A 24,028-nucleotide genomic window follows, 5' to 3' on the forward strand; every position below is an offset into this window, starting at 1 on the left:
GTGGTCTGCGGGGACCATGATAGTAGCGAAATAAGAACATAATAAGCAAACGCCGCGTGACGGGGCGAGTTCACTGGTCGTGAAATTACTCGCCCGGCAGTGGCTGCGTCAATATTGCCACCTGCTCCGCCAGCTGATCCAGCAGCTGGAATCGACGCCGGTATTCGGCCCGTTTTTTACTGGCGATGCTCTCCAGCGGTTTTCTTTCCAGACGCAGCGGTAGCTGCCAGCGCCAGGGGCTTTCCGGCTTGCCGTCGATGGATTGCCAGAATTCGTCGTAGCTGGCGTGGAAATGGCGCCCCTTGCTCAGGCGATAGCGCAGGGCGCGAAACACATGGCCATTATCGCTAACGCCGTAAATCGCTGCGATATGGCTGCGAGCGGCCAGCAGCCAGATAAACTCCAGCAGCAGGCGCTTCGGGAACAGACCGTAGCAGGCGCGGGTCGCCTGCTTGATCACCTCGTGAGAAACGTGGCGTCGCGGTCCCTGCAAGCCGCCGATGACCAGCTGCCAGGCTTCGCCATCCCAGGTCACGCTGAAGGTGGCGCTGGCCAGCAGGGTATGATCGCTGTCGCGCAGCCACAGGGTGGTTTCACCCTCACGCTCGGCCTTCCCGGCCGAAGAGGCCGAGAGGGAAAACTGGCGCTGATCCTTTCCATTGAGCGTCAGCAACGGGACCTCGCACACCGCGGTCATGGCATGCGCCAGCCGGGAACTGCGCAGGGTATCGACATAGCGATAATGGCTTATTACCGCCATCGCTCGCTGCCAGGCGTTGAGATCGCGCGTTAGATATTGACGGTGCACTTTCCCCGGCAGCGTCGCCTGCGCCGCCAGCAGCTGGTTAAAATCGTCACGAGCGCTCAGCGCCTCCAGCATCGCTTTGGTCGGGCTATAAAATAATGCCGTGCGCAGCAGAAATTTAAAGCGGTAATTTTTCTGCCGCCATATAGGTGCGGGTGTTAATCTACCCATCACCAGATCGGCAATGAGATGCGAGCGCGGCGTAAGCACGCTGGATGAATGCAGGCTATTGTCTGTCACGATAAACACCTCGTTGTTATTTCCTGCTATTTTAAAACGAGGCGCTGATAAGCTTAATCCTCTGGCCGACTATATTTGCCGTTTGTTTAAAATCGATTGAGGTGTAAATAAAAAACAGCGGCTATAAGCTGGAATTACCTATAATTACAGCAGAGAGGTAATTATATGTATCAGCGTATTAATGGCAGAGACTGGCGTAATATCTGGCTGATGGGCGATCTGCATGGCTGCTTTGCGCTGCTGATGGCTCGCCTGCGCCGACTGCGCTTTGATCCCTGGGCCGATCTGCTGATCTCGGTGGGCGATCTGATCGATCGCGGGCCGCAAAGCGCTGACTGTCTCGGCCTGTTGCGCAGCCGCTGGTTCCGGGCCGTGCGCGGGAATCATGAGCAGATGGCGCTCGAGGCGCTGGAGAGCGGAGATATGACGCTCTGGCAGATGAACGGCGGCGACTGGTACGCCCGGAGCAACGTGCGGCAGCGGGATGACGTCGATCGCCTGCTGGCGCGCTGTCAGCGGCTGCCGTTGATTATTGAAGTGGAGTGCGCAAAAGTGCGGCATGTGATCGCCCATGCCGATTATCCGGCGCCGGTCTATCGCTGGCAGCAGCCGGTGGATCCCCAGCGGGTCCTGTGGAGCCGCCATCGTCTGAGTGAACATCTGGCCGGGCGTCATGGCGCTATCGCCGGGGCTGACCATTTCTGGTTTGGCCATACGCCGCTTCGCGCGCGTTATGACTCCGACAATCAACACTATATTGACACCGGCGCTGTGTTCGGCGGCACGCTGACGCTGGTGGCGCTGCAGTCGGCAGACTAAAAGTCACTGTATTCGCTGGCGGGTTGCCAGAAGCCGTCAATAAAATCTTCTATCGGGTAGCAGCCGCCGTGGCGGATCCGCTGATCTTCCATCGCCACCAGGCACTGCGTTTCCTCGCGGTAGACGTCAACCACAATGTCCTCGCAGCCGCCATCCAGATAGCAAATAAACAACACTAAGGCAAACATCCTGGCCTCATGTTCGGGGGGACATACTGTTTAGTGTAGGGGATGACGGCGGGACGGGGAAATAAATAACCCGTCTCAGGCGACGGGTTCATTGGCGTCAGGCAAGGCGCATGACCCAGGCATCGGACTGGCGGTCGTAATGCTTACGGTAGAGGACGGAATGTTCACCATTGAGAATCGCGGGAACGCTGGTGTCGGCATCCCAGGCGTCAAGCTGCATACATAAATCTGGATCGGATTTGCAGGGAATGCTTAACGTTCGCTCACCCTGATGTTCACCATGCAGTTCGGCATCGTCTATCTCAAACGCGCCGATGCGGACATTGGTTTTACTCATCGCTTCACCCCATTTTTTCAGCTGAGTTGTGGTACGACCAGTTGCGGCCGTCATTTTTCAGCGTAGTCAATGGGGGGAAAACCGCCAGTCAAAAAGTGCGTATTTTTTGCGCGGCGTCACACCTTGCCGGCAAAAAGTTTCCCATCGCGTACCAGCTCGCGCGGGTAACTGTTCTTCAGACGGGAGCCGACGCGCTTGGCCAGGCCCAGCGGCACGCCCTGGAAGGTGACAATGACTTCATCCTGCGCTGGCGGGGTTTGCGGATAGACGTCGCGTCCGCGATACCATTCCTCCGCTTCCTCCAGCGTCAGCTCGAAGGCGCGCTGCGGCGCGGCAAAGGCAATAACCGCCTCATGCTGCCAGCGGTAACCCTTATTGTGCAGTTCCGCCAGACGCACGCCAATGCGCGAAAACCGCACCTGACCAAACAGAGGCTCCATAGACTGCGGAAACAGCCACAGCTCTTTATCCCGTTGCCACAGCGTGTGGCTCGCGTCCCATTCCAGCCCGACAGCGCGGGCGGCGGCGGTCGCCGCGGCGGCCTCCCGGCCCTTCAGCGGCGCAAACGGGAACTTGCCGACCTTGTAGCCCGGCGCCGGGAGCGGATCGATCGCCGCAGTCTTGCGCAAGCGGGCGACAAAGAAGCCTTCACAATCGAAGATCTGCGGGAAGACATGCAGAAATCCCTCGGCGGTTAAGGCATCGGCCGCGCCGGGAAACAGCTCTCCCAGCGGCTGGATCGCCACCGCCTGCGGGTAGCGGGACAGCAGCCAGTGAATGACGGACTGATTTTCTTCGCGGTTAAGGGTGCAGGTCGAATAGACCAGCGTCCCGCCGGGGCGCAGGGCATGGAAAGCGCTGTCGATAAGCTCGCGCTGGGTGGCGGCGATGTCGAGGTTGCTCTCCGGCGACCAGTTTTTCAGCGCGTCCGCATCTTTGCGTACCACCCCTTCGCCGGAGCAGGGGGCATCAAGCAGAACGGCGTCGAAGGCTTCGGGCAATGCCGCGCCGAACACCCGGCCGTCGAAATGGGTCAGGGCGACGTTGCTGATGCCGCAGCGGCTGATGTTGGCATGCAGCACTTTCACCCGGCTGGCGGAGAACTCATTCGCCAGGATGCCGCCCGCATTGCCCATCCGGGCGGCGATCTGGGTGGTTTTCGACCCCGGAGCGGCAGCAACGTCCATGACCCGTTCAGGCTGCGGGTTATCGGCGAACAGGGCGGCGACCGGCAGCATTGAGCTTGCTTCCTGTATATAGAACAGACCGCTGAGATGTTCGGCGGTGCTGCCCAGCGGCAGCGCGTCGTCGTCGTCCCGCTCGATCCAGAATCCCTCCTCGCACCAGGGGACCGGCGTCAGCTGCCAACCATAGGGGGCGACCAGAGAGAGAAAATCATCGACGCTGATTTTCAGCGTATTGACGCGAATACTTCGGCGTAGCGGGCGCTGACAGGCGGCGATAAATTCGTCGAAAGAGAGGTGCGCCGGCATCGCCGCGCGCATTTGAGCGAGAAACGCTTCAGGGAAATAGACAGTATTTTCGGCCACAGGCAGCGCACCACAGAAAAAAAGGGTGCGCAGTTTAGCACAAACGCCCCGGTGCAGGACACCGGGGCGTGAGGTTTGTGTCTGCCCGCGCCCGGCGTTTGCCGGGGCGGGAGAAGGGGAGGCGAGGATTACTGCGGCAGGGCGGTGCCCCACTCCCGCCACTCTTTCGGCTCGCTCTCCAGCAGCAGGAAGTGCTTGCCGTCCTGGGCCTTCGGCGCCAGCGGCGTACCCGGCGGCGTGGCAAAGGCGATCCCGCCGCGGATAAACTGATTGAAGGTCCCGGTTTTCACCACGCCGCCAACCAGGCCGAAGTCGAGGCTGTAACCCGAGGCCAGCCAGAACACCGAGTTATTGCGCACCAGGTACTGGTAGCGCTTGCTGATGCGCATCTTAACCATGACCCGGTCAGACATCGATCCCAGCGACAGACCGGTCACCGTCCCGACTTCCAGGCCGCGGAACAGCACCGGCGTACCGATGCCGAGCGATCCGGCCTCCGGCGCTTCCACCACGATATTCAGGCCGTCGATATAGCGCGAGTCGCTGATCGTCGTATCCTGGATCTCAAAGTCGCGGCGCGCCGGGCCGCGTCCGGGCTCAACGTTAATATAGGACTGGAACAGGGTGTCGAGATGCTCCACGCCCGCGGCGGAGATCTGCGGGGTGATCACCGAGAAGCGGGTCCCGGCGCGGGCAAACGTGCCGACGTATTCCGGATAAAGCACGGCTTTCGCCTGCACCTCGTTTTTGGCGGTGATCAGCTCCAGCGACTGGATCTGACCGATATCGATGCCGAGATAGCGAATCGGCATCCCGGCCGCCATCTTCCCGGCGTCGAACGCATGCAGGGTGATCTGGCCGCCCACGGCGCGCGCCGCCGTTTCAGAAGCGTAAAGGATACGTTTGTTATTCAGCCGCGCATTGGCGCTGCTGCCGTTGAGGTTATCGAAACTGATCGCCCCTTTTATGGCGCGGGCCAGCGGTGAGGCCTGAACGGTGAGTCCGTTGCCGTCAAGTTTAACCTTCGCACCCCCTTCCGCCCAGAAGACGCTGTTGTTGGTCAGCAGGTAGCGGTATTCCGGCTTGATATGCAGATCTATATCGAAAGCGTCTTTGCGCGGTTTCACGGCGATGATCTCGCCGACGGCGAATTTACGATACAGCACCACCGAGCCAGCCTGAACGTCAGGCAGCGTCTCAGCGGAGAGGCTCAGGGTGGTGGTCGGCACTTCGCTCAGGCTGTTTTCCTGCGCCTTTTCGAGGTTGGCGTACAGCGGATAGCTGCTCTGCATTTCGCCTTTTTCACCCGGGATCACCCGGATCCCGCCGTTCACCCATTCGCTGGCGCTGGCGCCCAGCACCTGCACGCCATCAAGTCCCACTTTGACGTCCAGACGACTGTTCACCACAAACTTGCTGTCGCCGCGAATCAGATCGCGGTATTCCGGGGCAATCGCCACCTGGAAGGTTACCCCTTTGGCCGTCAGCTTGCGCTCCAGCACCTGGCCGACTTTCACTCCGTGAAGCACCAGCGGCTGGCCGCCGTCGATCCCGTAGCTCTCCGGCGCCGAAAGGGTGACGGTGGCGACATTGGGCTCCTCCAGCAGCGCTTTATCCGCTGGCATGACGGAGAAGTGATTACGCGGCTCGCCTTCGCCGGGCACCAGCTCAAAGGTATTGCCGGTGAGCAGGGCGCTGACGCTGGGGTTATCGAGGGAGATCTTCGGCTTCTTCATCTGAATCAACGTTTTCTCCCGCAGCAGGGTCACCACGCTTGGATCGACGGTCATCTCGCCAGTGACTTTGCCGCCGGGGTTAAGATTCAGTTTGCTTAACTGGCCCACTTCCAGCCCCTGATACATCAGCGGCGTCGAGCCCGCTTTCAGGCCGTCGCCGTCAGGCAGGTCAAGGGTCACCACCACCCCGCGCTGGCTGTGCGCCAGGTCTTCATACAGATGATAGTCATCGTTTTGCGACGCGACCTGCGAATCGGCAGGGGAGTCAAAGGCGATGGCACCGTTCACCAGCGCGGAAAGGTTCTCCAGCTGCACTTTGGCCCCGCTCAGGCCGACATCGGCTTTGATCCCAGAGACGTTCCAGAAACGGCTGCCTTTTTTCACCAGGTTGGTGAACCGGCGCTCGATCAGCACATCAATGGTGACCCCCTGATTATTATCATTCAGCGTGAAGTCATACACCCGCCCGACCGGGATCTTACGGAAGTAGACCAGCGAGCCGCTGCTCAGAGAGCCAAGGTCGGGCGCCTGCAGGTGGATCATCAGCTCGCCGTTGTTGATACGGTATTTTGGCTGAGTGTCGAGGGCGACGAAGTGATCTTCGGGTTCGCCCTTGCCCGGCATCATGCCGATATAGTTCCCGCCCACCAGCGCATCGAGGCCCGACACGCCGGCCAGAGAGGCTTTCGGCGTGACCAGCCAGAACTGCGTATCTTTGCGCAGCGCCTCTTTCATATCGCGCTTGATGCTGGCGGAAACTTCAATCTTGCTCAGGTCTTTACTGAGACTAATATCCTGGACGGTACCGACTTCCACCCCCTGATAGCGGATAGGCGTCCGCCCCGGCACGATGCCGTTAGCAGACTGGAAATCGATAGTAATCGTCGATCCGCGGTCGTCAAAGCTGGTCCAGATGAGCCAGGCGGCAATCAGCAGCGCGATGACCGGCAACAGCCAGAATGGCGAGATACGACGTTTGGTTTTTATTCTGGCTTCAGTCTGCGAAGCGGGCGTTTCCTGACTCATGTGCGTCCCAAAGTAAGCGGCTGTCCAGCCATTCAACTGCAAGAATAGTTAAAATTACCGCGCCGCCAAAGTAAACCGCGGCCGGCCCCATCGTAAAGGCGAGGAGCTGATCGCGATTAATGAGCGACATGGTGAGTGAGATAACAAACAGATCCAGCATCGACCAGCGGCCAATCCAGGTTATCAGCCGCAGCAGCAGGATGCGGGTGCGCAGCCCCTGCTCGCACTTGAATTGTATGCTGAGCAGCAGGGTAAATAACACTATAACTTTGGTGAATGGCACCAAAATACTGGCGATAAACACCACGCCGGCGATGGCGATATTGCTGCTGGCGAGGGAGATGATCCCGGAGAGGATGGTGTCTTCCTGGCGCGCGCCGTTGACGTAGATGATAGAGATCGGCAGCAGGTTGGCCGGTAGGAGGAAAACCAGCGAGGCAATCAGCGCCGCCCAGCTGCGCTGCAGGCTCTGCGGCCGGCGATGGTGCAGCGGCGTGTGGCAGCGTCGGCAGCGGCCGCGGGCGTCGCGGTAGCCGGTGTAGTGGCAGCCGGTGCACACCTGCAGATTGTTATCGGCGCGGGTCGCCGGCCGTTCGGGATAGAAGCGCTCCCATAGCTCTTCGACGTTCATATGGATAAGCGTCAGGATGCTCAGCAGCGTCAGGGAGATAAACGCCACCAGGCCGATGCCGGGCTGCAGAAAGGCGTAATCCTGCACCTTGATGGAGGCGACGCCGATGCCCACCAGATAGATATCCAGCATCACCCACTCCTTGAGCTTATCGAGCATCAGCAGCACCGGGCGCAGGTTCATCCCCAGCACGTTGCCCAGCCACAGATAGCTAATCGAGACCACCAGCAGTACCGGGGCGACCACCGCGCAAAACAGCACCATCGCGGCGGTAAGCGGGTCGCCCTGCGCGGTCATCTGCCAAATCCCCTGCAGGACGTTGGCGTCAATGCGAACCCCCAGCAGGTGAAGGCGCAGTAGGGGTTCGGACCAGGCAAAGGGCATTAACAGCAGCATGGCCAGGGCCATGCTGCCCAGACGGGTCAGCGACCAGTCGCGGCCATCGCGCACCTTCGCGTTACAGCGTGGACACCAGGCGCTTTGGTTGCGTTTGAGCACCGGTAAGCGGAACAGCATGTCACACTGCGTACAGCGCTGATAATGCGCATAGGGAAGCGGCGTGCTGACGGCATGCACGACCATCTTATTCGCAGGCTTAAGGGTGGGTGTTTTTATCGGCATTTATTACGTACAGGAATGAATGTATCTCACTATCTTAACCTATGAATGAATTCATCTTGAGCCCAAGCGCATTTAATGCTTATTTTAGTAGGCTGTACGTATCAGGCAGTAAGACAACCAAGTGAAGATATAATGAGCAAAACAGAATTTTACGCGGATTTGAACCGCGATTTCCAGGCATTAATGGCAGGTGAAACCAGTTTTCTGGCGATGATCGCTAATACCAGCGCGCTGCTGTTTGAACGACTGGGCGAGGTCAACTGGGCCGGTTTCTATCTTCTGGAAGGCGATACCCTGGTGCTGGGGCCGTTCCAGGGCAAACTGGCCTGCGTACGGATCCCGGTTGGGCGCGGCGTATGCGGCGCGGCGGTGGCGCAAGCCCAGGTGCAGCGCGTCGAGGACGTCCACGCCTTTGACGGCCACATTGCCTGCGATGCCGCCAGTAATTCGGAAATTGTCTTCCCCCTGCGCGTGAACGACCAGATTATCGGCGTGCTGGATATCGACAGTCCGGCTTACGGCCGCTTCACTGCTGAAGATGAGCAGGGGTTGCGCACGCTGGTCGAGCATCTGGAAAAACTTATCGCGGCCACTGATTATCAAAAAATCTTTACCCGTGTCGTGGGATAATCAACGGATAACGTAGCATTTAGCGAGGACGTCATTATAATGTCGCCTGTTCATGCCTGCGGCTTGTTGGCTACGTCCGTTGTAATCAGGAAATTTCATGGAAAATCAACCTAAGTTGAATAGCAGTAAAGAAGTTATCGCCTTTCTGGCCGAACGTTTCCCTCAGTGCTTCAGCGCTGAAGGCGAAGCGCGCCCCCTGAAAATCGGAATTTTTCAGGATCTCGTTGAGCGAGTGGGTGGTGAGATGAATCTCAGCAAAACCCAGCTTCGCGCTGCATTACGTCTCTATACCTCGAGCTGGCGCTATCTCTACGGCGTAAAAGCCGGCGCTATCCGCGTTGACCTGGACGGCAACCCGTGCGGCGAACTGGAAGAGCAGCACATTGCCCATGCGCGTCAGCAGCTGGAAGAAGCGAAAGCTCGCGTTCAGGCGCAGCGCGCTGCCCAGCAGGCGAAAAAACGCGAAGCCGCTGCCGCTGCAGGCCAGCCGGATGAAGGCGTTCGCCGTGAGCGTAAACCGCGTCCTCAGCAGCCGCGTCGTAAAGAGGGCGCTGAACAGCGTAAACCGCGTCCTGTTGCGGCCAAAGCTCCGCGTGAAGAGCGTCTTACTCCGGTATCGGATGTTTCCGTTCTGACCGTCGGCCAGGCGCTGAAGGTAAAAGCAGGCAATAACGCAATGGACGCCACCGTTCTGGAAATCACCAAAGATGGCGTTCGTGTACAGCTGACTTCTGGTATGTCAATGATTGTACGCGCAGAACACCTGGTGTTCTGAAACGGAGGCCGGGCCAGGCATGAACACATTTTTTAAAATCACCGCGCTTGCGGGCCTGCTGGCAATAGCAGGCCATGCTTTCGCTGTTGATGAAATAACCCGTGCAGATCAAATCCCCGTGCTGAAAGAAGAGCCGCAGCACGCGACGGTGAGCGAGCGCGTGACGTCGCGCTTTACCCGCTCTCACTACCGTCAGTTCGATCTCGACAACGCCTTCTCGGCAAAAATTTTTGACCGTTATCTGAACCTGCTGGACTACAGCCATAATGTGCTGCTGGCCAGCGATGTGGCGAAGTTCGCGGCGAAAAAAGACCAAATCGGCGACGAACTGCGCACCGGGAAACTGGATGTCTTCTACGACCTCTACAACCTGGCGCAGCAGCGCCGCTTCGAACGCTATCAGTATGCTTTGAAGGTGCTGGAACGTCCGATGGACTTTACCGGCAACGACAATTTCAACCTTGACCGCTCCAAAGCGCCGTGGCCGAAAGACGAGGCCGAGCTGAACAAGCTGTGGGACGCCAAGGTTAAATTTGACCAGTTAAGCCTGAAGCTGGCGGGAAAAGACGATAAAGAGATCCGCGACACCTTAACCCGTCGCTACAAGTTCGCTATCCGTCGTCTGGCGCAAACCAACAGCGAGGATGTCTTCTCGCTGGCGATGACCGCCTTCGCCCGCGAAATCGACCCGCACACCAACTATCTGTCGCCGCGCAATACCGAGCAGTTCAACACCGAGATGAGTCTCTCACTCGAAGGGATCGGCGCTGTGCTGCAGATGGATGATGACTACACGGTGATTAATTCGCTGGTGGCCGGTGGTCCGGCTGCGAAGAGCAAAGCGATCAGCGTCGGCGACCGCATCGTCGGCGTCGGCCAGACCGGGAAGTCGATGGTCGATGTCATTGGCTGGCGTCTGGATGACGTCGTGGCGCTAATTAAAGGGCCGAAGGGCAGCAAGGTTCGCCTTGAGATCCTGCCGGCCGGCAAAGGGGCCAAGACGCGTATCGTCACCCTGACCCGCGAGCGCATCCGTTTGGAAGATCGCGCGGTGAAGATGTCGGTGAAAACCGTTGGTAAAGAAAAAGTCGGCGTGCTGGATATCCCGGGCTTTTACGTTGGCCTGACCGATGACGTGAAGGTGCAGCTGCAGAAGCTGGAAAAACAGAACGTCAGTAGCATCGTTATCGATCTGCGCAGCAACGGCGGCGGGGCGCTGACCGAAGCGGTATCGCTGTCGGGGCTGTTTATTCCGTCCGGCCCGGTGGTGCAGGTGCGGGATAACAATGGCAAGGTGCGCGAAGACAGCGATAACGATGGCGTAGTCTATTACAAAGGGCCGCTGGTGGTGCTGGTTGACCGCTTTAGCGCCTCGGCGTCTGAGATCTTTGCCGCCGCAATGCAGGATTATGGCCGCGCGCTGATCGTTGGCGAGCCGACCTTCGGTAAAGGTACCGTACAGCAGTATCGCTCGTTGAATCGTATCTACGATCAGATGCTGCGTCCGGACTGGCCGGCGTTAGGTTCCGTGCAGTACACTATCCAGAAGTTCTACCGCATTAACGGCGGCAGTACTCAGCGCAAAGGCGTTACGCCGGATATCATGATGCCAACCGGCAATGAAGATCGCGAAACCGGCGAGCAGTATGAAGACAACGCGCTGCCGTGGGATAGCATCAACGCGGCCACCTACGTGAAGTCCGGGGATCTGACCCCATTTGGACCGGAACTGCTCAAGCGCCACGACGAGCGTATTGCCCAGGATCCTGAGTTCCAGTACATCATGAAGGATATTGCCCGTTATAACGCGATGAAGGACAAACGTAACATCGTCTCTCTGAACTACGCTCAGCGTGAAAAAGAGAACGAAGAGGATGATGCGATTCGTCTGGCGCGGATTAACGATCGCCTGAAACGCGAAGGCAAACCGCCGCTGAAAAAACTGGACGATTTGCCGAAGGATTACCAGGAGCCGGATCCGTATCTTGATGAGACGGTCCATATCGCGGTAGACCTCGCCCATCTCGAAAAAGCGCGCCCGGCGGTGGAACCGCCGGCCAGCCAATAAGTCGCCAACGGGCACCCTGAGAGGTGCCCGTTTTTTTTATGCCCTTTGTCATCGCCATTCAGCTCATCTAACAAAATGTCAACCTGCTCTGCCGCTGTCAGCAAGATGCTACAAAATGTAAAGTTGTGTTTTTATCGTGACTTAGCGGGGGCTGATGGTTGAAAATTGCAGCCTGACCCATACGATGTGGGTAATCGCATAGTGCGTTTTGTTAAATTGAGGTAAAAAGAAAATTATGATGCGAATCGCGCTTTTCCTGCTGACGAACCTGGCAGTGATGGTCGTGTTCGGGCTGGTGTTAAGCCTCACGGGGATCCAATCCAGCAGCATGACCGGTCTGTTGATTATGGCCCTGCTGTTCGGCTTCGGTGGTTCTATCGTTTCGCTGATGATGTCGAAATGGATGGCGCTGAAGTCTGTGGGTGGGGAAGTGATCGAGCAGCCGCGCAACGAAACGGAACGCTGGCTGATGAACACCGTTGCGCAGCAGGCGCAGCAGGCGGGCATTGCCATGCCGCAGGTGGCTATCTATCACGCCCCTGACATCAACGCCTTCGCTACCGGTGCGCGTCGCGACGCCTCGCTGGTCGCTGTCAGTACCGGGCTGTTGCAAAACATGAGCCGTGATGAAGCGGAAGCGGTCATCGCCCATGAAATCAGCCACATCGCCAATGGCGATATGGTCACCATGACTCTGATTCAGGGGGTGGTGAACACCTTCGTTATCTTTATCTCCCGCGTTATCGCGCAGATTGCGGCCGGCTTCCTCGGCGGCAACCGGGAAGATGAAGGCGAGAGCAGCAATGGCAACCCGCTGATCTACTTCGCCGTCGCCACGGTGCTGGAGCTGGTGTTCGGTATTCTGGCCAGCATTATCACCATGTGGTTCTCTCGTTATCGCGAATTCCATGCTGATGCCGGCTCGGCGCGTCTGGTGGGCCGCGAGAAGATGATTGCCGCCCTGCAGCGCCTGAAAACCAGCTATGAGCCGCAGGAAGCCAGCAGCATGATGGCGTTCTGCATCAACGGTAAAGCGAAGTCCATGAGCGAGCTGTTTATGACCCACCCGCCGCTGGACAAGCGTATTGAAGCGCTGCGTAGCGGAGAATATCTGAAATAGTCCGTCAATCTGACGCTGAAAATAAAAATCCGCAGCCCGAAGGCTGCGGATTTTTTTTGTCCTTCATCGTCAGGCTGCGCGCGGCTGAGTGACGCGCAGACCGCTAATCAGCGCAGCGACGGTCGCCAGGATGCCGGCCAGCAGCAGGGCGGTGTGGGTGCCGCTGTTGCCGAGCAGGTTGAATAAAAGGGCCACCAGCGCGGCGCCGGTGCTCTGGCCGAGCAGGCGAGCGGTACCCAGCATGCCGCTGGCGCCGCCGCTGCGATGGCTCGGGGCCGAGGCGACAATGGTGTGGTTGTTTGGCGACTGGAACAGCCCGAAGCCGGCGCCGCACAGCGCCATACGCCAGATAATATCCAGATCGCTGGGCGACGCCGGAAGCAGCGCCAGGCCGAACAGGCCGCAGGCCATAACCAGCAGCCCAATGGCCCCCAGCAACCCCGCATGGCATTTTTCAATTAAATAACCGGCCAGCGGCGCCATCACCATCGTTGCCAGCGGCCACGGCGTCAGCAGCAGGCCGGTCTCCACTTCGCTGCGCCCGATCATTGTTTGCAGGAAGAAGGGCAGAGAGACCATCGCCAGCATCTGCGCACAGAAAGAGCAGATGGAGGTGCAGATAGAGAGGGAGAAGAGTGGGATGCGCAGCAGATCGACCGGCAGCAGCGGGACGGGCATCGTGAGCTGACGGCGAACGAAGAAAAAGCCCACCACCAGCATAGCGGCGACCTCCGCCAGCACCAGCTGAGTGGACTGGCCCTGTGCGAAACCGCTCAGGGCGGTGATCAACAGCCCGAAGGTCAGCGCGTTCATGATGGCGCTCGGCAAATCGAAGCGGACGATTTTGCTGCGCGCGCTGTTGGGCGGCAGAAAGCGCATCGCCAGGAGTAAGGCGACGATGCCGAGAGGCACGTTAATTAAAAACAGCCATTGCCAGGAGGCAAGGGAGAGGATCGCAGCGGCGATCGTCGGGCCTGCTGCTGAAGAGACGGCGACGACAAAGGAGTTGATACCCATGCCGCGACCGAGAAAGCGTTGCGGATAAATCAGGCGGATCAAGGCGGTGTTAACGCTCATCAGCGCGGCGCCGCCCAGCCCCTGGGCGACGCGAGCGAAAGTCAGCATTTCGAGGCTGCGCGAGAGGGCGCAGGCTAGTGAGGTAAAGATAAACACCACCAGGCCTATCTTATAGATACGGCGATAGCCGACCATGTCGCCGAGGAAAGAGAGCGGTAGCAGGGCGATCACAATGGCGATTTGGTAGGCGTTAACGATCCAGATTGAAGCCGCCGGGGAGGCGTTAAGATCGCTGGCGATGGTCGGCAGCGCGACGTTGGCGATGGCCCCGTCGAGCACGGCCATGGTCAGCCCAAGCACAATGGTCAAAATGGCGCCATAGCGCTGCGGCAGCGGCACGCCATCGGAAGAGTTTTTATCCATGGTGAAAATGAGTCTTAAATGAAACGGTTTTTTGAATGATGAGTTTAGCATTGATTATTCCGCCGTATGTCGCAGATTTGTAACGAAGTGGCAGAAGAATGATTGCGGCGCAGAGGCGGCGAATTTATAATAAAAACCGGTTCTAAATTTTATAAAACAGTTACGACGAGGTGATAAATGGCAGGTGCAGATTTGGATAAACAGCCAGATTCTGTCTCTTCGGTATTGAAGGTTTTCGGCATCCTGCAGGCGCTGGGTGAAGAGCGTGAAATTGGCATTACCGAACTGTCCCAGCGCGTCATGATGTCGAAAAGCACCGTTTATCGCTTTTTACAGACCATGAAATCACTGGGCTATGTGGCGCAGGAGGGAGAGTCTGAGAAATACTCCCTCACGCTCAAACTGTTCGAGCTGGGGGCGCGCGCGCTGCAGAACGTCGACCTGGTGCGCAGCGCCGATATTCAGATGCGGGAACTCTCCCGACTGACGAAAGAGACGATCCATCTCGGCGCGCTGGATGAAGACAGTATTGTTTATATTCACAAGATTGATTCGATGTATAACCTGCGGATGTACTCTCGTATCGGCCGTCGCAATCCGCTGTACAGCACCGCGATTGGCAAGGTACTGCTGGCGTGGCGCGACCGCAGCGAAGTGGAGCAGATCCTTGACGGCGTGGAGTATAAACGCAGCACCGAGCGGACCATCACTAGTACCGCTGAGTTGCTGAAGGTGCTGGATGGCGTTCGCGAGCAGGGGTACGGCGAAGATAACGAAGAGCAGGAAGAGGGGCTACGCTGCATTGGGGTACCGGTATTCGACCGTTTCGGCGTAGTCATCGCCGGGTTGAGTATCTCTTTCCCGACCTTACGGTTCTCTGAAGAACGTTTGCATGAATATGTGGCGATGCTGCACCAGGCGGCGCGCAAGATTTCTGAGCAGATGGGCTACAACGACTACCCCTTCTGACCGCGCTGAAGCATTCGGCGACCGCGGCGCTATCGTCGCGGTCGCCGATTCGATATTAGCCGTTATCCACGACGGTTGCGCTTTTACGCAGCAGCGGGCAGCTGCTGACGCCGATCACGCCGCTATCGGAATGCACATAAAGTGCGGTACTGACCCCACGGGCGGTGAGATATTGACACTTCAGGCCCAGGCCGCCGACGTTTTCTTCACTGTGGAATAATACCCCGTAGCCGCTTAATAATACGCCAATCCATAAGATAGCCACGACCACAATAGTACGAATGATTAATCGCATTGATGCCTCATTATTTGTATGATCCTTGCCGTGATTTTGACACGAACACGTTTTGAAACAAGTCGATGATTCCTAAACTTGCCTTTCGTATTACAGTTAGCCGCGGTTTAAGAAGGCCGTGTTATCCTGGCGACATAAAGTACTGATGCGGAGAGTGGAGTGAAAAAATTACGGTGGGTTTTACTGATAGTCATCATAGCAGGCTGCCTGTTGCTGTGGACTCAGATGCTTAACGTAATGTGCGACCAGGATGTTCAGTTTTTCAGCGGCATTTGCACTATCAATAAATTTATCCCGTGGTAAGACATTTTTCTGACGACTGATTTCCTTCTGCGCCGCGGGTGGTAGAATGAACGCCTTCTCTTTGAGGTGGTGAAATGAGTGAGTTACTAAATCCTGGGATCTTAAATCTGGCATCGCTGGCCGTGTCTGTGGCGCTGCTGCTTGTCGGTCTGTTGTTATGGTTCTTCGTCAACCGCGCCAGCTCGCGGGCGAATGAGCAGATAGAACTGCTGCAGGCTCTGCTGGATCAGCAAAAGCGGCAGAATGCGCTGCTACGTCGCTTGTGCGAAGCCAGTGCGCCGGAAAAAGAGGACGTGGTCGAGCCGACCGTCGCCGGTAAGGCGAAAGGGGAGGATGAGTTTATCCGCCTAGTGGCAGAGCGCTAAGTACCTCGACAGGTGTGCATCATATGATGCGCACCTGCATGATAGCGGTCGGTAATATCTTATTCTTATTCCATTATTCCTTTCTCAATGCACTATCCTCTTTTATACACGCTGTAAATAAAGTGATCCCCGCCGCGTTTATTGTCGGATAACGTGACGCTGTCATCTTTTTTTCATTATTAAGGTGCAGAATTAGCACTATTTTTAGCGAGACGACTGAAAGGATTTATTATCACTACACTGGCCTGGCTTTAGCGATTTTTCGTCTGGGGTTATAACGAATTTTGCGCATCAATATTCATCACGGCTCGTCAGTCGCCCGTATACTGGCAGTTCGTATACGGACATACCTGGACGAAGCGAAGTTGTTGAGCTATGGTAAAAAAGTTGCAGTTACAAGGCAGCGCTCCGGCGTTATTGATAAACGCCATAGCGCCTTGCCAGGGGCGGCAAAGACGCATAAATGTGCAGGCGATCAAAGGATTACCTTATAATTTGTGCGAACGATCGAGACACGTTTAAAAATGGCTTGCCATTATTTACGTAGTGTGTGATAACACCTTTCGGGTTAAACGAGGTACAGTTCTGTTTATGTGTGGCATTTTCAGTAAAGAAGTCCTGAGTAAACACGTTGTCGTTGAATACCGCTTCTCTGCCGAACCTTAAATTAGTGCCTCATGCAGTTATGTGTCAGTTTTATCTATGTAAACGCCAGCAGGCGAAGAAAACAGTCTAAGGAATTTTGCAAATGGCAAAGATTAAAGGTCAAGTTAAGTGGTTCAACGAGTCTAAAGGTTTTGGTTTCATTACTCCGGCTGATGGCAGCAAAGACGTGTTCGTACACTTCTCCGCTATCCAGGGTAACGGCTTCAAAACTCTGGCTGAAGGCCAGAACGTTGAGTTCGAAATTCAGGACGGCCAGAAAGGTCCGGCTGCAGTTAACGTAACTGCTATCTGATACAAGACCACTCTTCTTGTATAAAAGCCTCGCCTGTGCGGGGCTTTTGCGTTTTTATTGCAAAGCATGTCATTTTTCCCCCTCTCGTCGCGTCTTGTTGCAAATACTCAACTTTATTAGCATTGTGTAGCAGTCTGTTTTGCTAATTTTCTGTTAAATCAGTTGGTTGCAAAACAATGCCGGAGCTATGGTGCTAAACAAAAAAATGAAGTCCGCCGCCAGCTTTACCCCGATTCGCTTCGGGTTACTCTGTGTGGCCATACTCGGTTGTCTGGGACTGCTATTGGCCCGCGTGGGCTGGCTGCAGATTGTTTCCCCCGATAATCTGGTAAAACAAGAGGATATGCGTTCTCTGCGCGAAGAGCCCGTTGCGGTTGAGCGGGGGATGATCACCGACCGGGAAGGACGACCACTGGCGGTGAGCGTTCCGGTTAGCGCGATCTGGATCGATCCGCAGACCACCATGGAGAAAGGTGGCGTCGGCTACGGGCCCCGCTGGCAGGCGATGGCCGAAGCGCTGCATCTCAACCTCGGGGAACTGGCCCAGCGGGTACAGAGCCATCCTCACGCCCGCTTTCTCTATCTGGCGCGGCAGATCAATCCCGAGCAGGCGGAGTGGATTGATAAACTGCATCTGCCTGGCGTCTACCTGCGTGATGAATCGCGGCGTTTCTATCCGGCAGGCCACGTGGCTGCCAATCTGCTGGGCTTTACCAATGTCGATAATCAGGGCATCGAAGGGGTGGAGAAAAGCTTCAACGCCCAGTTGACCGGTAAACCCGGGCGACGTCTGGTGCGTAAAGATAAACATGGCAATGTGATTGAGAATATTACCGAAGTACCGCCGGTGCCGGCGCATAATCTGCAGTTGAGTATCGATGAGCGCCTGCAGACGGTAACGGAAGATGCCCTCGACAACGCTGTTCGCTGGAATAAAGCCGAATCCGGAGCGGCGGTGCTGATCAAAATCGATACCGGCGAGATCCTGGCGATGGCCAGCTATCCCGACTTCAATCCAAACAATCGCGATGCCGCAACGCTGGATGATTTTCGCAACCGGGCCATCAGCGATACCTTCGAGCCGGGGTCGACCGTCAAACCGCTGGTGATCATGACCGCGCTGCAGCAGGGGATTGTCCAGCCGGACAGCGTGGTGGACACCCATCCGTTTGTCCTTGACGGCCACCGTATCCGCGATGTCGGCTATTATCCGGAGCTGAGCCTGACCGGGATCCTGCAGAAATCCAGCGATACCGGCGTGTCGCATCTTTCGCTGGCCATGCCGGTGCAGCATCTGATTGACACCTATACGGCTTTCGGTTTCGGCGAGCCGACGGGGCTGGGGTTGACCGGCGAAAGCGCTGGGCTGATGCCGCATCGTCGCTACTGGGGGCAACTGGATCGCGCCACCTTCGCTTTCGGCTATGGTTTGATGGTGACTCCGCTCCAGCTGGCACACGTTTATGCCACCATCGGCGGCTTCGGCATTGAACGACCGTTGTCGATCACCCGTATCGACCCGCCAGTGATTGGCACGCGCGTAATGCCGGAGAATATTGTCCACAGCGTGGAGCATATGATGGAGAGCGTGGCGCTCCCGGGCGGAGGCGGCACCAAGGCGGCGGTGCGCGACTACCGGGTGGCGGTAAAAACGGGGACGGCGAAGAAGATCGGTCCGGACGGCAAATATATTGATAAATATGTGGCCTATACCGCCGGCGTGGCGCCCGCCAGCCGTCCGCAGTTCGCGCTGGTGGTAGTGATGAACGATCCCAGCAATGGCTCGTATTACGGCGGGGCCGTTTCCGCTCCGGTATTCAGCCAGATTATGGGCGACGTCCTGCGGCTGGAGAACGTCATGCCGGACGGTATGCCACAAGGGGCGGAGAATCTGATCGTCATGCACGACAGCCACCCGCTGGCGCCGGCGCTGTAACAGTGGTCTGCAAGGGCGAATAGCGCTACACTTTCGCCCTTTCAGCGACACCGGAGCCGTCATGTCATACAGTTGCCCCCTTTGCCACGCGCCGCTCAGCCGTAGCGACAACCACTATTCCTGCCCGCAGCGGCACCAGTTCGATCTGGCGAAAGAGGGGTACGTCAATCTGCTACCGGTGCAGTTCAAACGGTCGCGCGATCCCGGCGACAGCGCTGAGATGATGCAGGCCCGTCGGGCGTTCCTCGACGCCGGGCATTATCAGCCGCTGCGGGATGCTATCGCTGAACGACTGCGGCACGCTGCCCCTCAGGCGTTACTGGATATCGGCTGTGGCGAAGGATATTACACCCACGCGTTTGCCGCCATCGCCAGCCGCAGCTGGGGGCTGGACGTGTCGAAGCCGGCAATTCGCGCGGCGGCAAAACGCTATCCGCAGGTGAATTTTTGCGTCGCCTCCAGCCAGCGTCTGCCGTTCTCCGATAACAGCTTCGATGCGGTAGTGCGCATTTACGCCCCCTGCAACGCCGGTGAGCTGGCGCGAGTGGTGCGGCCTGGCGGGTGGGTGATCACCGCCACGCCGGGACCCCGCCATTTGCTGGAGCTGAAAGGGCTGATTTACGATGAGATCCGCCTGCATGAGCTGAAGACGGAAGCGATGCCGGGGTTCCAACTGGCTGCTCAGCAGCAGCTGGCTTATCCGATGACCCTGACGGGCAGTGAAGCGCAGGCCCTGCTGCAGATGACGCCGTTCGCGTGGCGGGCCAAGGCCGACGTGCATGACGCGCTGCGTCAGCAGGCAACCTTTGGCTGCCAGACCGATTTTATGATCCATTGCTGGCAGCGCGAGGAGTAAAGCTTAACCGGCGAAATGGCTCCAGAGGATTTCGCTGCCGATGCCAATCAGCACGATACCGCCGAGAATTTCGGCCCGTTTGCCCAGCAGCGGGCCGATAAAGCGACCTACCATGATCCCCAGCGTCGACATGATAAAGGTGGCGCAGCCGATCGCCAGCGCGGTGGTGACAATGCTGACCTGCAGGAATGCCAGACCGACGCCGACCGCCATGGCGTCAAGGCTGGTGGCGAAGGCGGTGGTGACCAGCAGCCAGAAGCCATGCCGGCGAGGCGCCTCACACGCCTCGTCGCTGTCGCCGCGAAACCCTTCGATGATCATCCGCCCGCCGAGAAACACCAGCAGAATAAAGGCAATCCAGTGGTTCCATTCGAGAACAAACTGGCTGGCCAGCATGCCCAGTCCCCAGCCGACCAGCGGCGTCAGGGTTTCAATAGCGCCAAAAATCAACCCGGTGCGCACTGCTTCTGAGAATTTGGGTTTGTGCAGGGTGGCGCCTTTGCCAATAGAGGCCGCGAAGGCGTCCATAGACATGCCGAAAGCGAGAAGAAGGGTTGCGGATAAATTCATGTGCCTGTCCTGACCGGGGATAATCCATATGACACATCGCTGCCCCCAGTAAATATACGCGGAGCCGCTCAATGGCTGAGCAATACGTACAGCAGTGATGTATCTATGGTCTCGCCTGATTGAATCACTTCAACCCGTACGTGCCACGTTTTGCAACGAGTATGTTGACACGTACATTTCCTGGCGGGCAGGAAATCGGCTACTCCCCAACGACGGGCGCAACCTTAACATATTTTTAGAATATAAAACAATAACAGAAGAGGGCTATTTTAATAACCAAATGATAACGATTTTCATTTGAATTTATAAGTAAATAAATAGTTAATGAAAAACAGAAGAGCAGGTGGGGAAATATAGCCATGGCTATATAATCCCCCAGACGAAATCGGAAAAAACATAGCGCTGGCTATATTTTTAACTCATTGAGTTGAAACAAGAAGTTTGTATATTTTCTCCAGATCGTCGATATTTCGTACGCGAATCAGCAGCCGCCGTTGCTCTAATTGCATCACCAGCACGCCGTCTTCGGATAAATTCATCTCTTTAATTCGCTGATATTCTATCCACACGTTGGCGAAGAAAAAGCCGCGCGGTTTGAAAATGATTTTCGGCGTACGGATCCAGAATAAATAGAGTCCCATCAGCGCCAGCGCAGACAATAGCCAGGTGGTGATCGGGGTACCGTGCTGGGTGATGTTGTTATAGATCAGAATGGCGATGAGGCCGACAAAGATCAGGCCGTCAACGCGGCTGCGGCGAAGCAGGGGAATGGCCAGCAGCACCGGGCCGTTGCGCCTCGGCATAATAAACTGGTCATACACCGCGTAGGCCAGTAGCGCAAGGATGAACAGGATGATCACCAGGTCCGTGAATGTCATTGCTTTGCGTTCCTCCTGATAAAAAAAAGCCGGGGGCAAGCCCCCGGCGTACAACCTGGAAATTACAGACCCAGCAGGCCGACAGCGTAGCCTGCGATACCGATGACGAAGAAACCAACGATGATCCACAGCGGGTTAACTTTCTTACGCAGCAGCCACATACAGGCGAAGGTCAGCAGCAGCGGTACCAGGCCCGGCATCAGCTGGTCGAGGATCGTCTGCACCGTGGTGACATGAACCTGTCCGTCAGAGCCAGTGATTTTTGACACCACCATCGGAATGTTCACGTGCGTCCACTTGTTAACCAGCGCCCCCATGACAAACAGGCCGAGGATTGACGCCCCTTCAGTCAGTTTCTGCAGGAAGCCGCCGCCCATATCTTTCACGATGTCCACGCCTTTGCGGTAGCCGTAGGCGACGCCATAGTAGCGGGTTAGCAGTCGCACCGCGTTGAACAGGATAAAGAACAGCAGAGGGCCGAGCAGGCTTCCGCTCATCGCGATCCCGGCGCCTAAGGCCGCGAACACCGGACGCACAGTGCCCCAGAAGATTGGGTCGCCGACACCGGCCAGCGGCCCCATCAGACCGACTTTGATGCCGTTGATAGCGCCATCGTCAATCTCTGCGCCATTGGCGCGTTGCTCTTCCATCGCCAGCGTTACGCCCAGTACCGGAGCGGCAACGTAAGGATGGGTATTGAAGAACTCAAGGTGACGCTTAATCGCCTGCTTACGCGCATCGTTATTCTCCGGGTACAGACGACGAATCGCCGGAACCATAGAGAAGCAGAAGCCCAGCGCCTGCATACGTTCGAAGTTCCATGAACCCTGGAACAGGTTAGAACGAATGAACACGCCACGAATATCACTCTGAGTGAGTTTTTTCTCGGTGGTATTTTTAGTCATATCAACCATTTCGCTCACCTGTTAGTCCAGTTCGTTATCGAGATCGTTGTTACCAGCCGCCTGAGCCGGGGCACCGGCGACGCGGTTATATTTCGGGCTCAGCTGGATGTAGAGAATGGCCATGACGGCGCCAATCACGCCCAGGGCCACCAGGTTGAAGTTGGTGAAGGCGGCGGTGACGAAGCCGAGGTAGAAGAACGGCATCAGGTAGCCCGCGCGCATCATATTGATGACCATCGCGTAACCAACCACCACGATCATGCCGCCGGCGATGTTCAGGCCGCTGGTGACCACTTCAGGGATTGCGTTCAGCAGGCCCTGGACTTCGCTGGTACCGACGGAAATGGCCACGATGACGGCCGGTATAGCGATACGCATCGCCTGCAGGAACAGGGACGAGACGTGCAGCCACGACAGGGCGGTCAGGTTGCCATTCTCCGCCGCTTTATCCGCCGCGTGCTGGAAGGCTACGGTGATAGTACGCACGATGATGGTCAGCACCTGGCCTGCAGCCGCCAGCGGGATAGCCAGCGCGATGCCGGCGCCGATGCTCTGATGGCCGGCAATAACCAGAACGGTGGAAATAATGGACGCCAGCGCGGCATCAGGGGCAACCGCCGCACCGATGTTCATCCAGCCCAGGGCGATCATTTCCAGCGTACCGCCGATAATAATACCGGTTTTCATATCGCCGAGAACGGCGCCGATCAGCGTACAGGCGACCAGAGGACGGTGGAACTGAAATTCATCAAGCACCGACTCCATACCCGCAATACACGCGACGATGAACACCAGCACAATCTGAAGAAGGGTAATCTCCATTGTACTTCTCCTGTTGATTAAGTCTTAAAGTGAAAACTGGGGCGCGATCGTCCGGGTTATTTATCGACCTTGGCGATCAGATCCATCATTTTCAGTTTCGGGTCGGTGGACACTTTACGTGCCTCCAGCTCGATACCGCGTGCGTTCAGCTTGTTAAACGCCTCAATATCTTTGGCATCGACCGAAATCGCGTTGTTAACCTGGGTTTTGCCCTGGCGGAACGCCATACCGCCGATGTTGACGCTGGTGATTTTCACGCCGCCCTCGACGACGCGCTCAACGTCGGTCGGGTTAGTAAACAGCAGCATGACGCGCTGTCCGGCGTACATCGGGTTGTTGTAGACGCGGATCATTTTGGCGACGTCCACCACGTGGGCGGTGACGCCCGGCGGCGCAACCTGGGTCAACAGGGTTTTGCGCACGGTATCCGCGGCGACTTCGTCGCTGACGACGATGATGCGGGTGACGTTGGTCTCTTTGGTCCAACGGGTGGCGACCTGACCATGGATCAGGCGATCGTCGATACGCGCGAGGCCAATCACCATGTAGTCATTCGGACCCATCGGTTTGGCCGGTGCAGCGGCTTTAGGCGCCGCGGCTGGAGCGGGCGCAGGGGCCGCTTTTTCCACCGGTTTGGCCTTCAGCGCTTTCACGCCTTCGCTGCCGGTCTCTACCGCTAAGGCGACCAGCTCATCAAAGGAAGGATCGTCATCGCGGGCCATGAAGGTTTCCACCAGCATCGGGATGTTGACGCCGGCGATAACTTCGTAGTGCTCTTTATCGACGACAATGCGGCTCGCAGCGTTGAACGGGCTGCCTCCCCATGTATCGACGAGAAACAGCACGCCTTTACTGGTATCCAGTTTTGCCAACTGGGCATTGTATTTCTCGATCAGCGTTTCGGCGTTTTCACCCGGAACGAAATCGATCCAGCCAACGTTTTCCTGCTCGCCCAACAGCATCTCTGCTGTTTTCAGCAGCTGTTCTGCAGCCCAACCATGTGTGCCTATTACAATAGCAATCGTCACTTGCTACCTCCTTTATTATCGTGAATGCATCATCTGCTTTGATACATCCTGAATCACTCTTGAGGACAAAATCGATTCAGTTAGGGTGTAAGATAGAAAATAGTTACTACCGCGAATTATTTTAGACAGTGAAAAAATAATTAATGTGATGAAGATC

The 24,028-nt window shown here is 56.9% G+C and carries 23 protein-coding genes and 2 pseudogenes; 12 read left to right on the top strand and 13 right to left on the bottom strand.

From position 1 onward, the window contains the following. Positions 1-85: 85 nt before the first annotated feature. Positions 86-1,054 (bottom strand): VirK/YbjX family protein, encoded by a 969-nt coding sequence (locus tag ABLV64_RS25375; protein WP_064149721.1) that lies wholly within the window; start codon positions 1,052-1,054, stop codon positions 86-88. A 156-nt stretch (positions 1,055-1,210) separates the two neighbouring features. Between ABLV64_RS25375 and pphA the strand changes: the two genes are divergently transcribed. Next, positions 1,211-1,864 carry a protein-serine/threonine phosphatase gene (gene pphA / locus ABLV64_RS25380; protein ID WP_053810193.1) on the top strand — a complete coding sequence of 218 codons (654 nt, stop codon included), beginning with the start codon at positions 1,211-1,213 and terminating at the stop codon, positions 1,862-1,864. On the opposite strand, the gene ABLV64_RS25385 is transcribed toward pphA, so the two are convergent. The 5 genes from ABLV64_RS25385 to yebS form a co-directional block, all read right to left on the bottom strand. Then, complete coding sequence (locus tag ABLV64_RS25385; RefSeq protein WP_002911395.1) at positions 1,861-2,052, bottom strand: YebW family protein; 192 nt, start codon at positions 2,050-2,052, stop codon at positions 1,861-1,863. The two genes, pphA and ABLV64_RS25385, sit on opposite strands and share 4 nt — an antisense overlap. A gap of 97 nt (positions 2,053-2,149) precedes the next feature. Continuing rightward, positions 2,150-2,389 (bottom strand): YebV family protein, encoded by a 240-nt coding sequence (locus tag ABLV64_RS25390; protein WP_002911393.1) that lies wholly within the window; start codon positions 2,387-2,389, stop codon positions 2,150-2,152. 116 nt (positions 2,390-2,505) lie between these two features. Continuing rightward, positions 2,506-3,939 carry a 16S rRNA (cytosine(1407)-C(5))-methyltransferase RsmF gene (gene rsmF / locus ABLV64_RS25395; RefSeq protein ID WP_064183816.1) on the bottom strand — a complete coding sequence of 478 codons (1,434 nt, stop codon included), beginning with the start codon at positions 3,937-3,939 and terminating at the stop codon, positions 2,506-2,508. A 128-nt stretch (positions 3,940-4,067) separates the two neighbouring features. After that, the gene (locus ABLV64_RS25400; RefSeq protein WP_017900210.1) at positions 4,068-6,701 is read right to left on the bottom strand and encodes a PqiB family protein; all 2,634 of its coding nucleotides are present in this window, start codon (positions 6,699-6,701) and stop codon (positions 4,068-4,070) included. Then, positions 6,670-7,953 carry a membrane integrity lipid transport subunit YebS gene (gene yebS / locus ABLV64_RS25405; RefSeq protein WP_004203379.1) on the bottom strand — a complete coding sequence of 428 codons (1,284 nt, stop codon included), beginning with the start codon at positions 7,951-7,953 and terminating at the stop codon, positions 6,670-6,672. The genes ABLV64_RS25400 and yebS overlap by 32 nt, the downstream gene beginning before the upstream one ends. A 132-nt stretch (positions 7,954-8,085) precedes the next feature. Between yebS and ABLV64_RS25410 the strand changes: the two are divergent. The 4 genes and pseudogenes from ABLV64_RS25410 to htpX all read left to right on the top strand — a co-directional run bounded on the left by ABLV64_RS25410 (position 8,086) and on the right by htpX (position 12,546). Beyond that, positions 8,086-8,599 (top strand): annotated as a pseudogene (locus ABLV64_RS25410) (GAF domain-containing protein). Between the two features lie 81 nt (positions 8,600-8,680). Next, complete coding sequence (gene proQ, locus ABLV64_RS25415) at positions 8,681-9,358, top strand: RNA chaperone ProQ (RefSeq protein ID WP_004203375.1); 678 nt, start codon at positions 8,681-8,683, stop codon at positions 9,356-9,358. A 19-nt stretch (positions 9,359-9,377) separates the two neighbouring features. Continuing rightward, positions 9,378-11,426, top strand: coding sequence for a carboxy terminal-processing peptidase (gene prc, locus ABLV64_RS25420; RefSeq protein WP_004203373.1), 2,049 nt, complete (start codon positions 9,378-9,380; stop codon positions 11,424-11,426). A gap of 235 nt (positions 11,427-11,661) precedes the next feature. Continuing rightward, positions 11,662-12,546, top strand: a complete 885-nt coding sequence (htpX, locus tag ABLV64_RS25425) for a protease HtpX (protein ID WP_004203371.1) — start codon at positions 11,662-11,664, stop codon at positions 12,544-12,546. Between the two features lie 69 nt (positions 12,547-12,615). Here the strand turns inward: htpX and ABLV64_RS25430 are convergent, their stop codons facing one another. Further along, the gene (locus ABLV64_RS25430) at positions 12,616-13,986 is read right to left on the bottom strand and encodes an MFS transporter (RefSeq protein WP_004203370.1); all 1,371 of its coding nucleotides are present in this window, start codon (positions 13,984-13,986) and stop codon (positions 12,616-12,618) included. 177 nt (positions 13,987-14,163) lie between these two features. Between ABLV64_RS25430 and kdgR the strand changes: the two genes are divergently transcribed. Then, a complete protein-coding gene (gene kdgR, locus ABLV64_RS25435) occupies positions 14,164-14,955 on the top strand; it encodes a DNA-binding transcriptional regulator KdgR (RefSeq protein ID WP_004203369.1) in 792 nt (263 codons plus the stop codon). 55 nt (positions 14,956-15,010) lie between these two features. Here the strand turns inward: kdgR and ABLV64_RS25440 are convergent, their stop codons facing one another. Next, complete coding sequence (locus ABLV64_RS25440; protein WP_004203368.1) at positions 15,011-15,250, bottom strand: YobH family protein; 240 nt, start codon at positions 15,248-15,250, stop codon at positions 15,011-15,013. Between the two features lie 159 nt (positions 15,251-15,409). On the opposite strand from ABLV64_RS25440, the gene mgrB reads away from it, so the two are divergent. The 6 genes and pseudogenes from mgrB (at position 15,410) to rlmA (ending at position 19,668) form a co-directional block, all read left to right on the top strand. Continuing rightward, positions 15,410-15,553, top strand: a complete 144-nt coding sequence (gene mgrB / locus ABLV64_RS25445; RefSeq protein ID WP_002911375.1) for a PhoP/PhoQ regulator MgrB — start codon at positions 15,410-15,412, stop codon at positions 15,551-15,553. A 74-nt stretch (positions 15,554-15,627) separates the two neighbouring features. Next, positions 15,628-15,918 (top strand): YebO family protein, encoded by a 291-nt coding sequence (locus tag ABLV64_RS25450; protein WP_004203366.1) that lies wholly within the window; start codon positions 15,628-15,630, stop codon positions 15,916-15,918. Between the two features lie 591 nt (positions 15,919-16,509). Beyond that, positions 16,510-16,581: pseudogene (locus ABLV64_RS25455) on the top strand (DUF2627 domain-containing protein); the annotation flags it as partial. 85 nt (positions 16,582-16,666) lie between these two features. Next, positions 16,667-16,876, top strand: a complete 210-nt coding sequence (gene cspE / locus ABLV64_RS25460) for a transcription antiterminator/RNA stability regulator CspE (RefSeq protein WP_001062678.1) — start codon at positions 16,667-16,669, stop codon at positions 16,874-16,876. A 187-nt stretch (positions 16,877-17,063) separates the two neighbouring features. Beyond that, positions 17,064-18,812, top strand: coding sequence for a peptidoglycan glycosyltransferase FtsI (gene ftsI / locus ABLV64_RS25465; RefSeq protein WP_004203364.1), 1,749 nt, complete (start codon positions 17,064-17,066; stop codon positions 18,810-18,812). Between the two features lie 61 nt (positions 18,813-18,873). Continuing rightward, the gene (rlmA, locus tag ABLV64_RS25470) at positions 18,874-19,668 is read left to right on the top strand and encodes a 23S rRNA (guanine(745)-N(1))-methyltransferase (protein WP_205426193.1); all 795 of its coding nucleotides are present in this window, start codon (positions 18,874-18,876) and stop codon (positions 19,666-19,668) included. Positions 19,669-19,671: 3 nt separating this feature from the next. Here rlmA and mntP read toward each other — a convergent pair whose 3' ends face one another. The 5 genes from mntP to manX all read right to left on the bottom strand — a co-directional run bounded on the left by mntP (position 19,672) and on the right by manX (position 23,871). Next, the gene (gene mntP / locus ABLV64_RS25475) at positions 19,672-20,238 is read right to left on the bottom strand and encodes a manganese efflux pump MntP (protein WP_017900206.1); all 567 of its coding nucleotides are present in this window, start codon (positions 20,236-20,238) and stop codon (positions 19,672-19,674) included. A 419-nt stretch (positions 20,239-20,657) separates the two neighbouring features. After that, positions 20,658-21,116 (bottom strand): DUF986 family protein, encoded by a 459-nt coding sequence (locus ABLV64_RS25480; protein WP_004203361.1) that lies wholly within the window; start codon positions 21,114-21,116, stop codon positions 20,658-20,660. 62 nt (positions 21,117-21,178) lie between these two features. Next, positions 21,179-22,030 (bottom strand): PTS mannose transporter subunit IID, encoded by an 852-nt coding sequence (locus ABLV64_RS25485; RefSeq protein WP_004145526.1) that lies wholly within the window; start codon positions 22,028-22,030, stop codon positions 21,179-21,181. A gap of 12 nt (positions 22,031-22,042) precedes the next feature. Beyond that, positions 22,043-22,843, bottom strand: a complete 801-nt coding sequence (locus ABLV64_RS25490) for a PTS mannose/fructose/sorbose transporter subunit IIC (RefSeq protein WP_004203359.1) — start codon at positions 22,841-22,843, stop codon at positions 22,043-22,045. Between the two features lie 56 nt (positions 22,844-22,899). Next, the gene (gene manX / locus ABLV64_RS25495; protein ID WP_004203357.1) at positions 22,900-23,871 is read right to left on the bottom strand and encodes a PTS mannose transporter subunit IIAB; all 972 of its coding nucleotides are present in this window, start codon (positions 23,869-23,871) and stop codon (positions 22,900-22,902) included. Between the last annotated feature and the right edge of the window lie 157 nt (positions 23,872-24,028).

It is taken from the genome of Klebsiella sp. JB_Kp031, from assembly GCF_040064295.1.
GTDB lineage: Bacteria > Pseudomonadota > Gammaproteobacteria > Enterobacterales > Enterobacteriaceae > Klebsiella > Klebsiella quasipneumoniae.

What these genes read in the sequence shown, in the direction of transcription:
- pphA (WP_053810193.1), top strand. Translation starts at nt 1,211, where the DNA reads ATGTATCAGCGTATTAATGGCAGAGACTGGCGTAATATCTGGCTGATG.
- prc (WP_004203373.1), top strand. Translation starts at nt 9,378, where the DNA reads ATGAACACATTTTTTAAAATCACCGCGCTTGCGGGCCTGCTGGCAATA.
- ABLV64_RS25440 (WP_004203368.1), bottom strand. Translation starts at nt 15,250, where the DNA reads ATGCGATTAATCATTCGTACTATTGTGGTCGTGGCTATCTTATGGATT.
- ABLV64_RS25490 (WP_004203359.1), bottom strand. Translation starts at nt 22,843, where the DNA reads ATGGAGATTACCCTTCTTCAGATTGTGCTGGTGTTCATCGTCGCGTGT.
- ABLV64_RS25385 (WP_002911395.1), bottom strand. Translation starts at nt 2,052, where the DNA reads ATGTTTGCCTTAGTGTTGTTTATTTGCTATCTGGATGGCGGCTGCGAG.
- ABLV64_RS25390 (WP_002911393.1), bottom strand. Translation starts at nt 2,389, where the DNA reads ATGAGTAAAACCAATGTCCGCATCGGCGCGTTTGAGATAGACGATGCC.
- kdgR (WP_004203369.1), top strand. Translation starts at nt 14,164, where the DNA reads ATGGCAGGTGCAGATTTGGATAAACAGCCAGATTCTGTCTCTTCGGTA.
- cspE (WP_001062678.1), top strand. Translation starts at nt 16,667, where the DNA reads ATGGCAAAGATTAAAGGTCAAGTTAAGTGGTTCAACGAGTCTAAAGGT.
- yebS (WP_004203379.1), bottom strand. Translation starts at nt 7,953, where the DNA reads ATGCCGATAAAAACACCCACCCTTAAGCCTGCGAATAAGATGGTCGTG.
- ftsI (WP_004203364.1), top strand. Translation starts at nt 17,064, where the DNA reads ATGGTGCTAAACAAAAAAATGAAGTCCGCCGCCAGCTTTACCCCGATT.
- ABLV64_RS25480 (WP_004203361.1), bottom strand. Translation starts at nt 21,116, where the DNA reads ATGACATTCACGGACCTGGTGATCATCCTGTTCATCCTTGCGCTACTG.
- ABLV64_RS25430 (WP_004203370.1), bottom strand. Translation starts at nt 13,986, where the DNA reads ATGGATAAAAACTCTTCCGATGGCGTGCCGCTGCCGCAGCGCTATGGC.
- rlmA (WP_205426193.1), top strand. Translation starts at nt 18,874, where the DNA reads ATGTCATACAGTTGCCCCCTTTGCCACGCGCCGCTCAGCCGTAGCGAC.
- mntP (WP_017900206.1), bottom strand. Translation starts at nt 20,238, where the DNA reads ATGAATTTATCCGCAACCCTTCTTCTCGCTTTCGGCATGTCTATGGAC.
- ABLV64_RS25450 (WP_004203366.1), top strand. Translation starts at nt 15,628, where the DNA reads ATGAGTGAGTTACTAAATCCTGGGATCTTAAATCTGGCATCGCTGGCC.
- ABLV64_RS25485 (WP_004145526.1), bottom strand. Translation starts at nt 22,030, where the DNA reads ATGGTTGATATGACTAAAAATACCACCGAGAAAAAACTCACTCAGAGT.
- ABLV64_RS25400 (WP_017900210.1), bottom strand. Translation starts at nt 6,701, where the DNA reads ATGAGTCAGGAAACGCCCGCTTCGCAGACTGAAGCCAGAATAAAAACC.
- htpX (WP_004203371.1), top strand. Translation starts at nt 11,662, where the DNA reads ATGATGCGAATCGCGCTTTTCCTGCTGACGAACCTGGCAGTGATGGTC.
- proQ (WP_004203375.1), top strand. Translation starts at nt 8,681, where the DNA reads ATGGAAAATCAACCTAAGTTGAATAGCAGTAAAGAAGTTATCGCCTTT.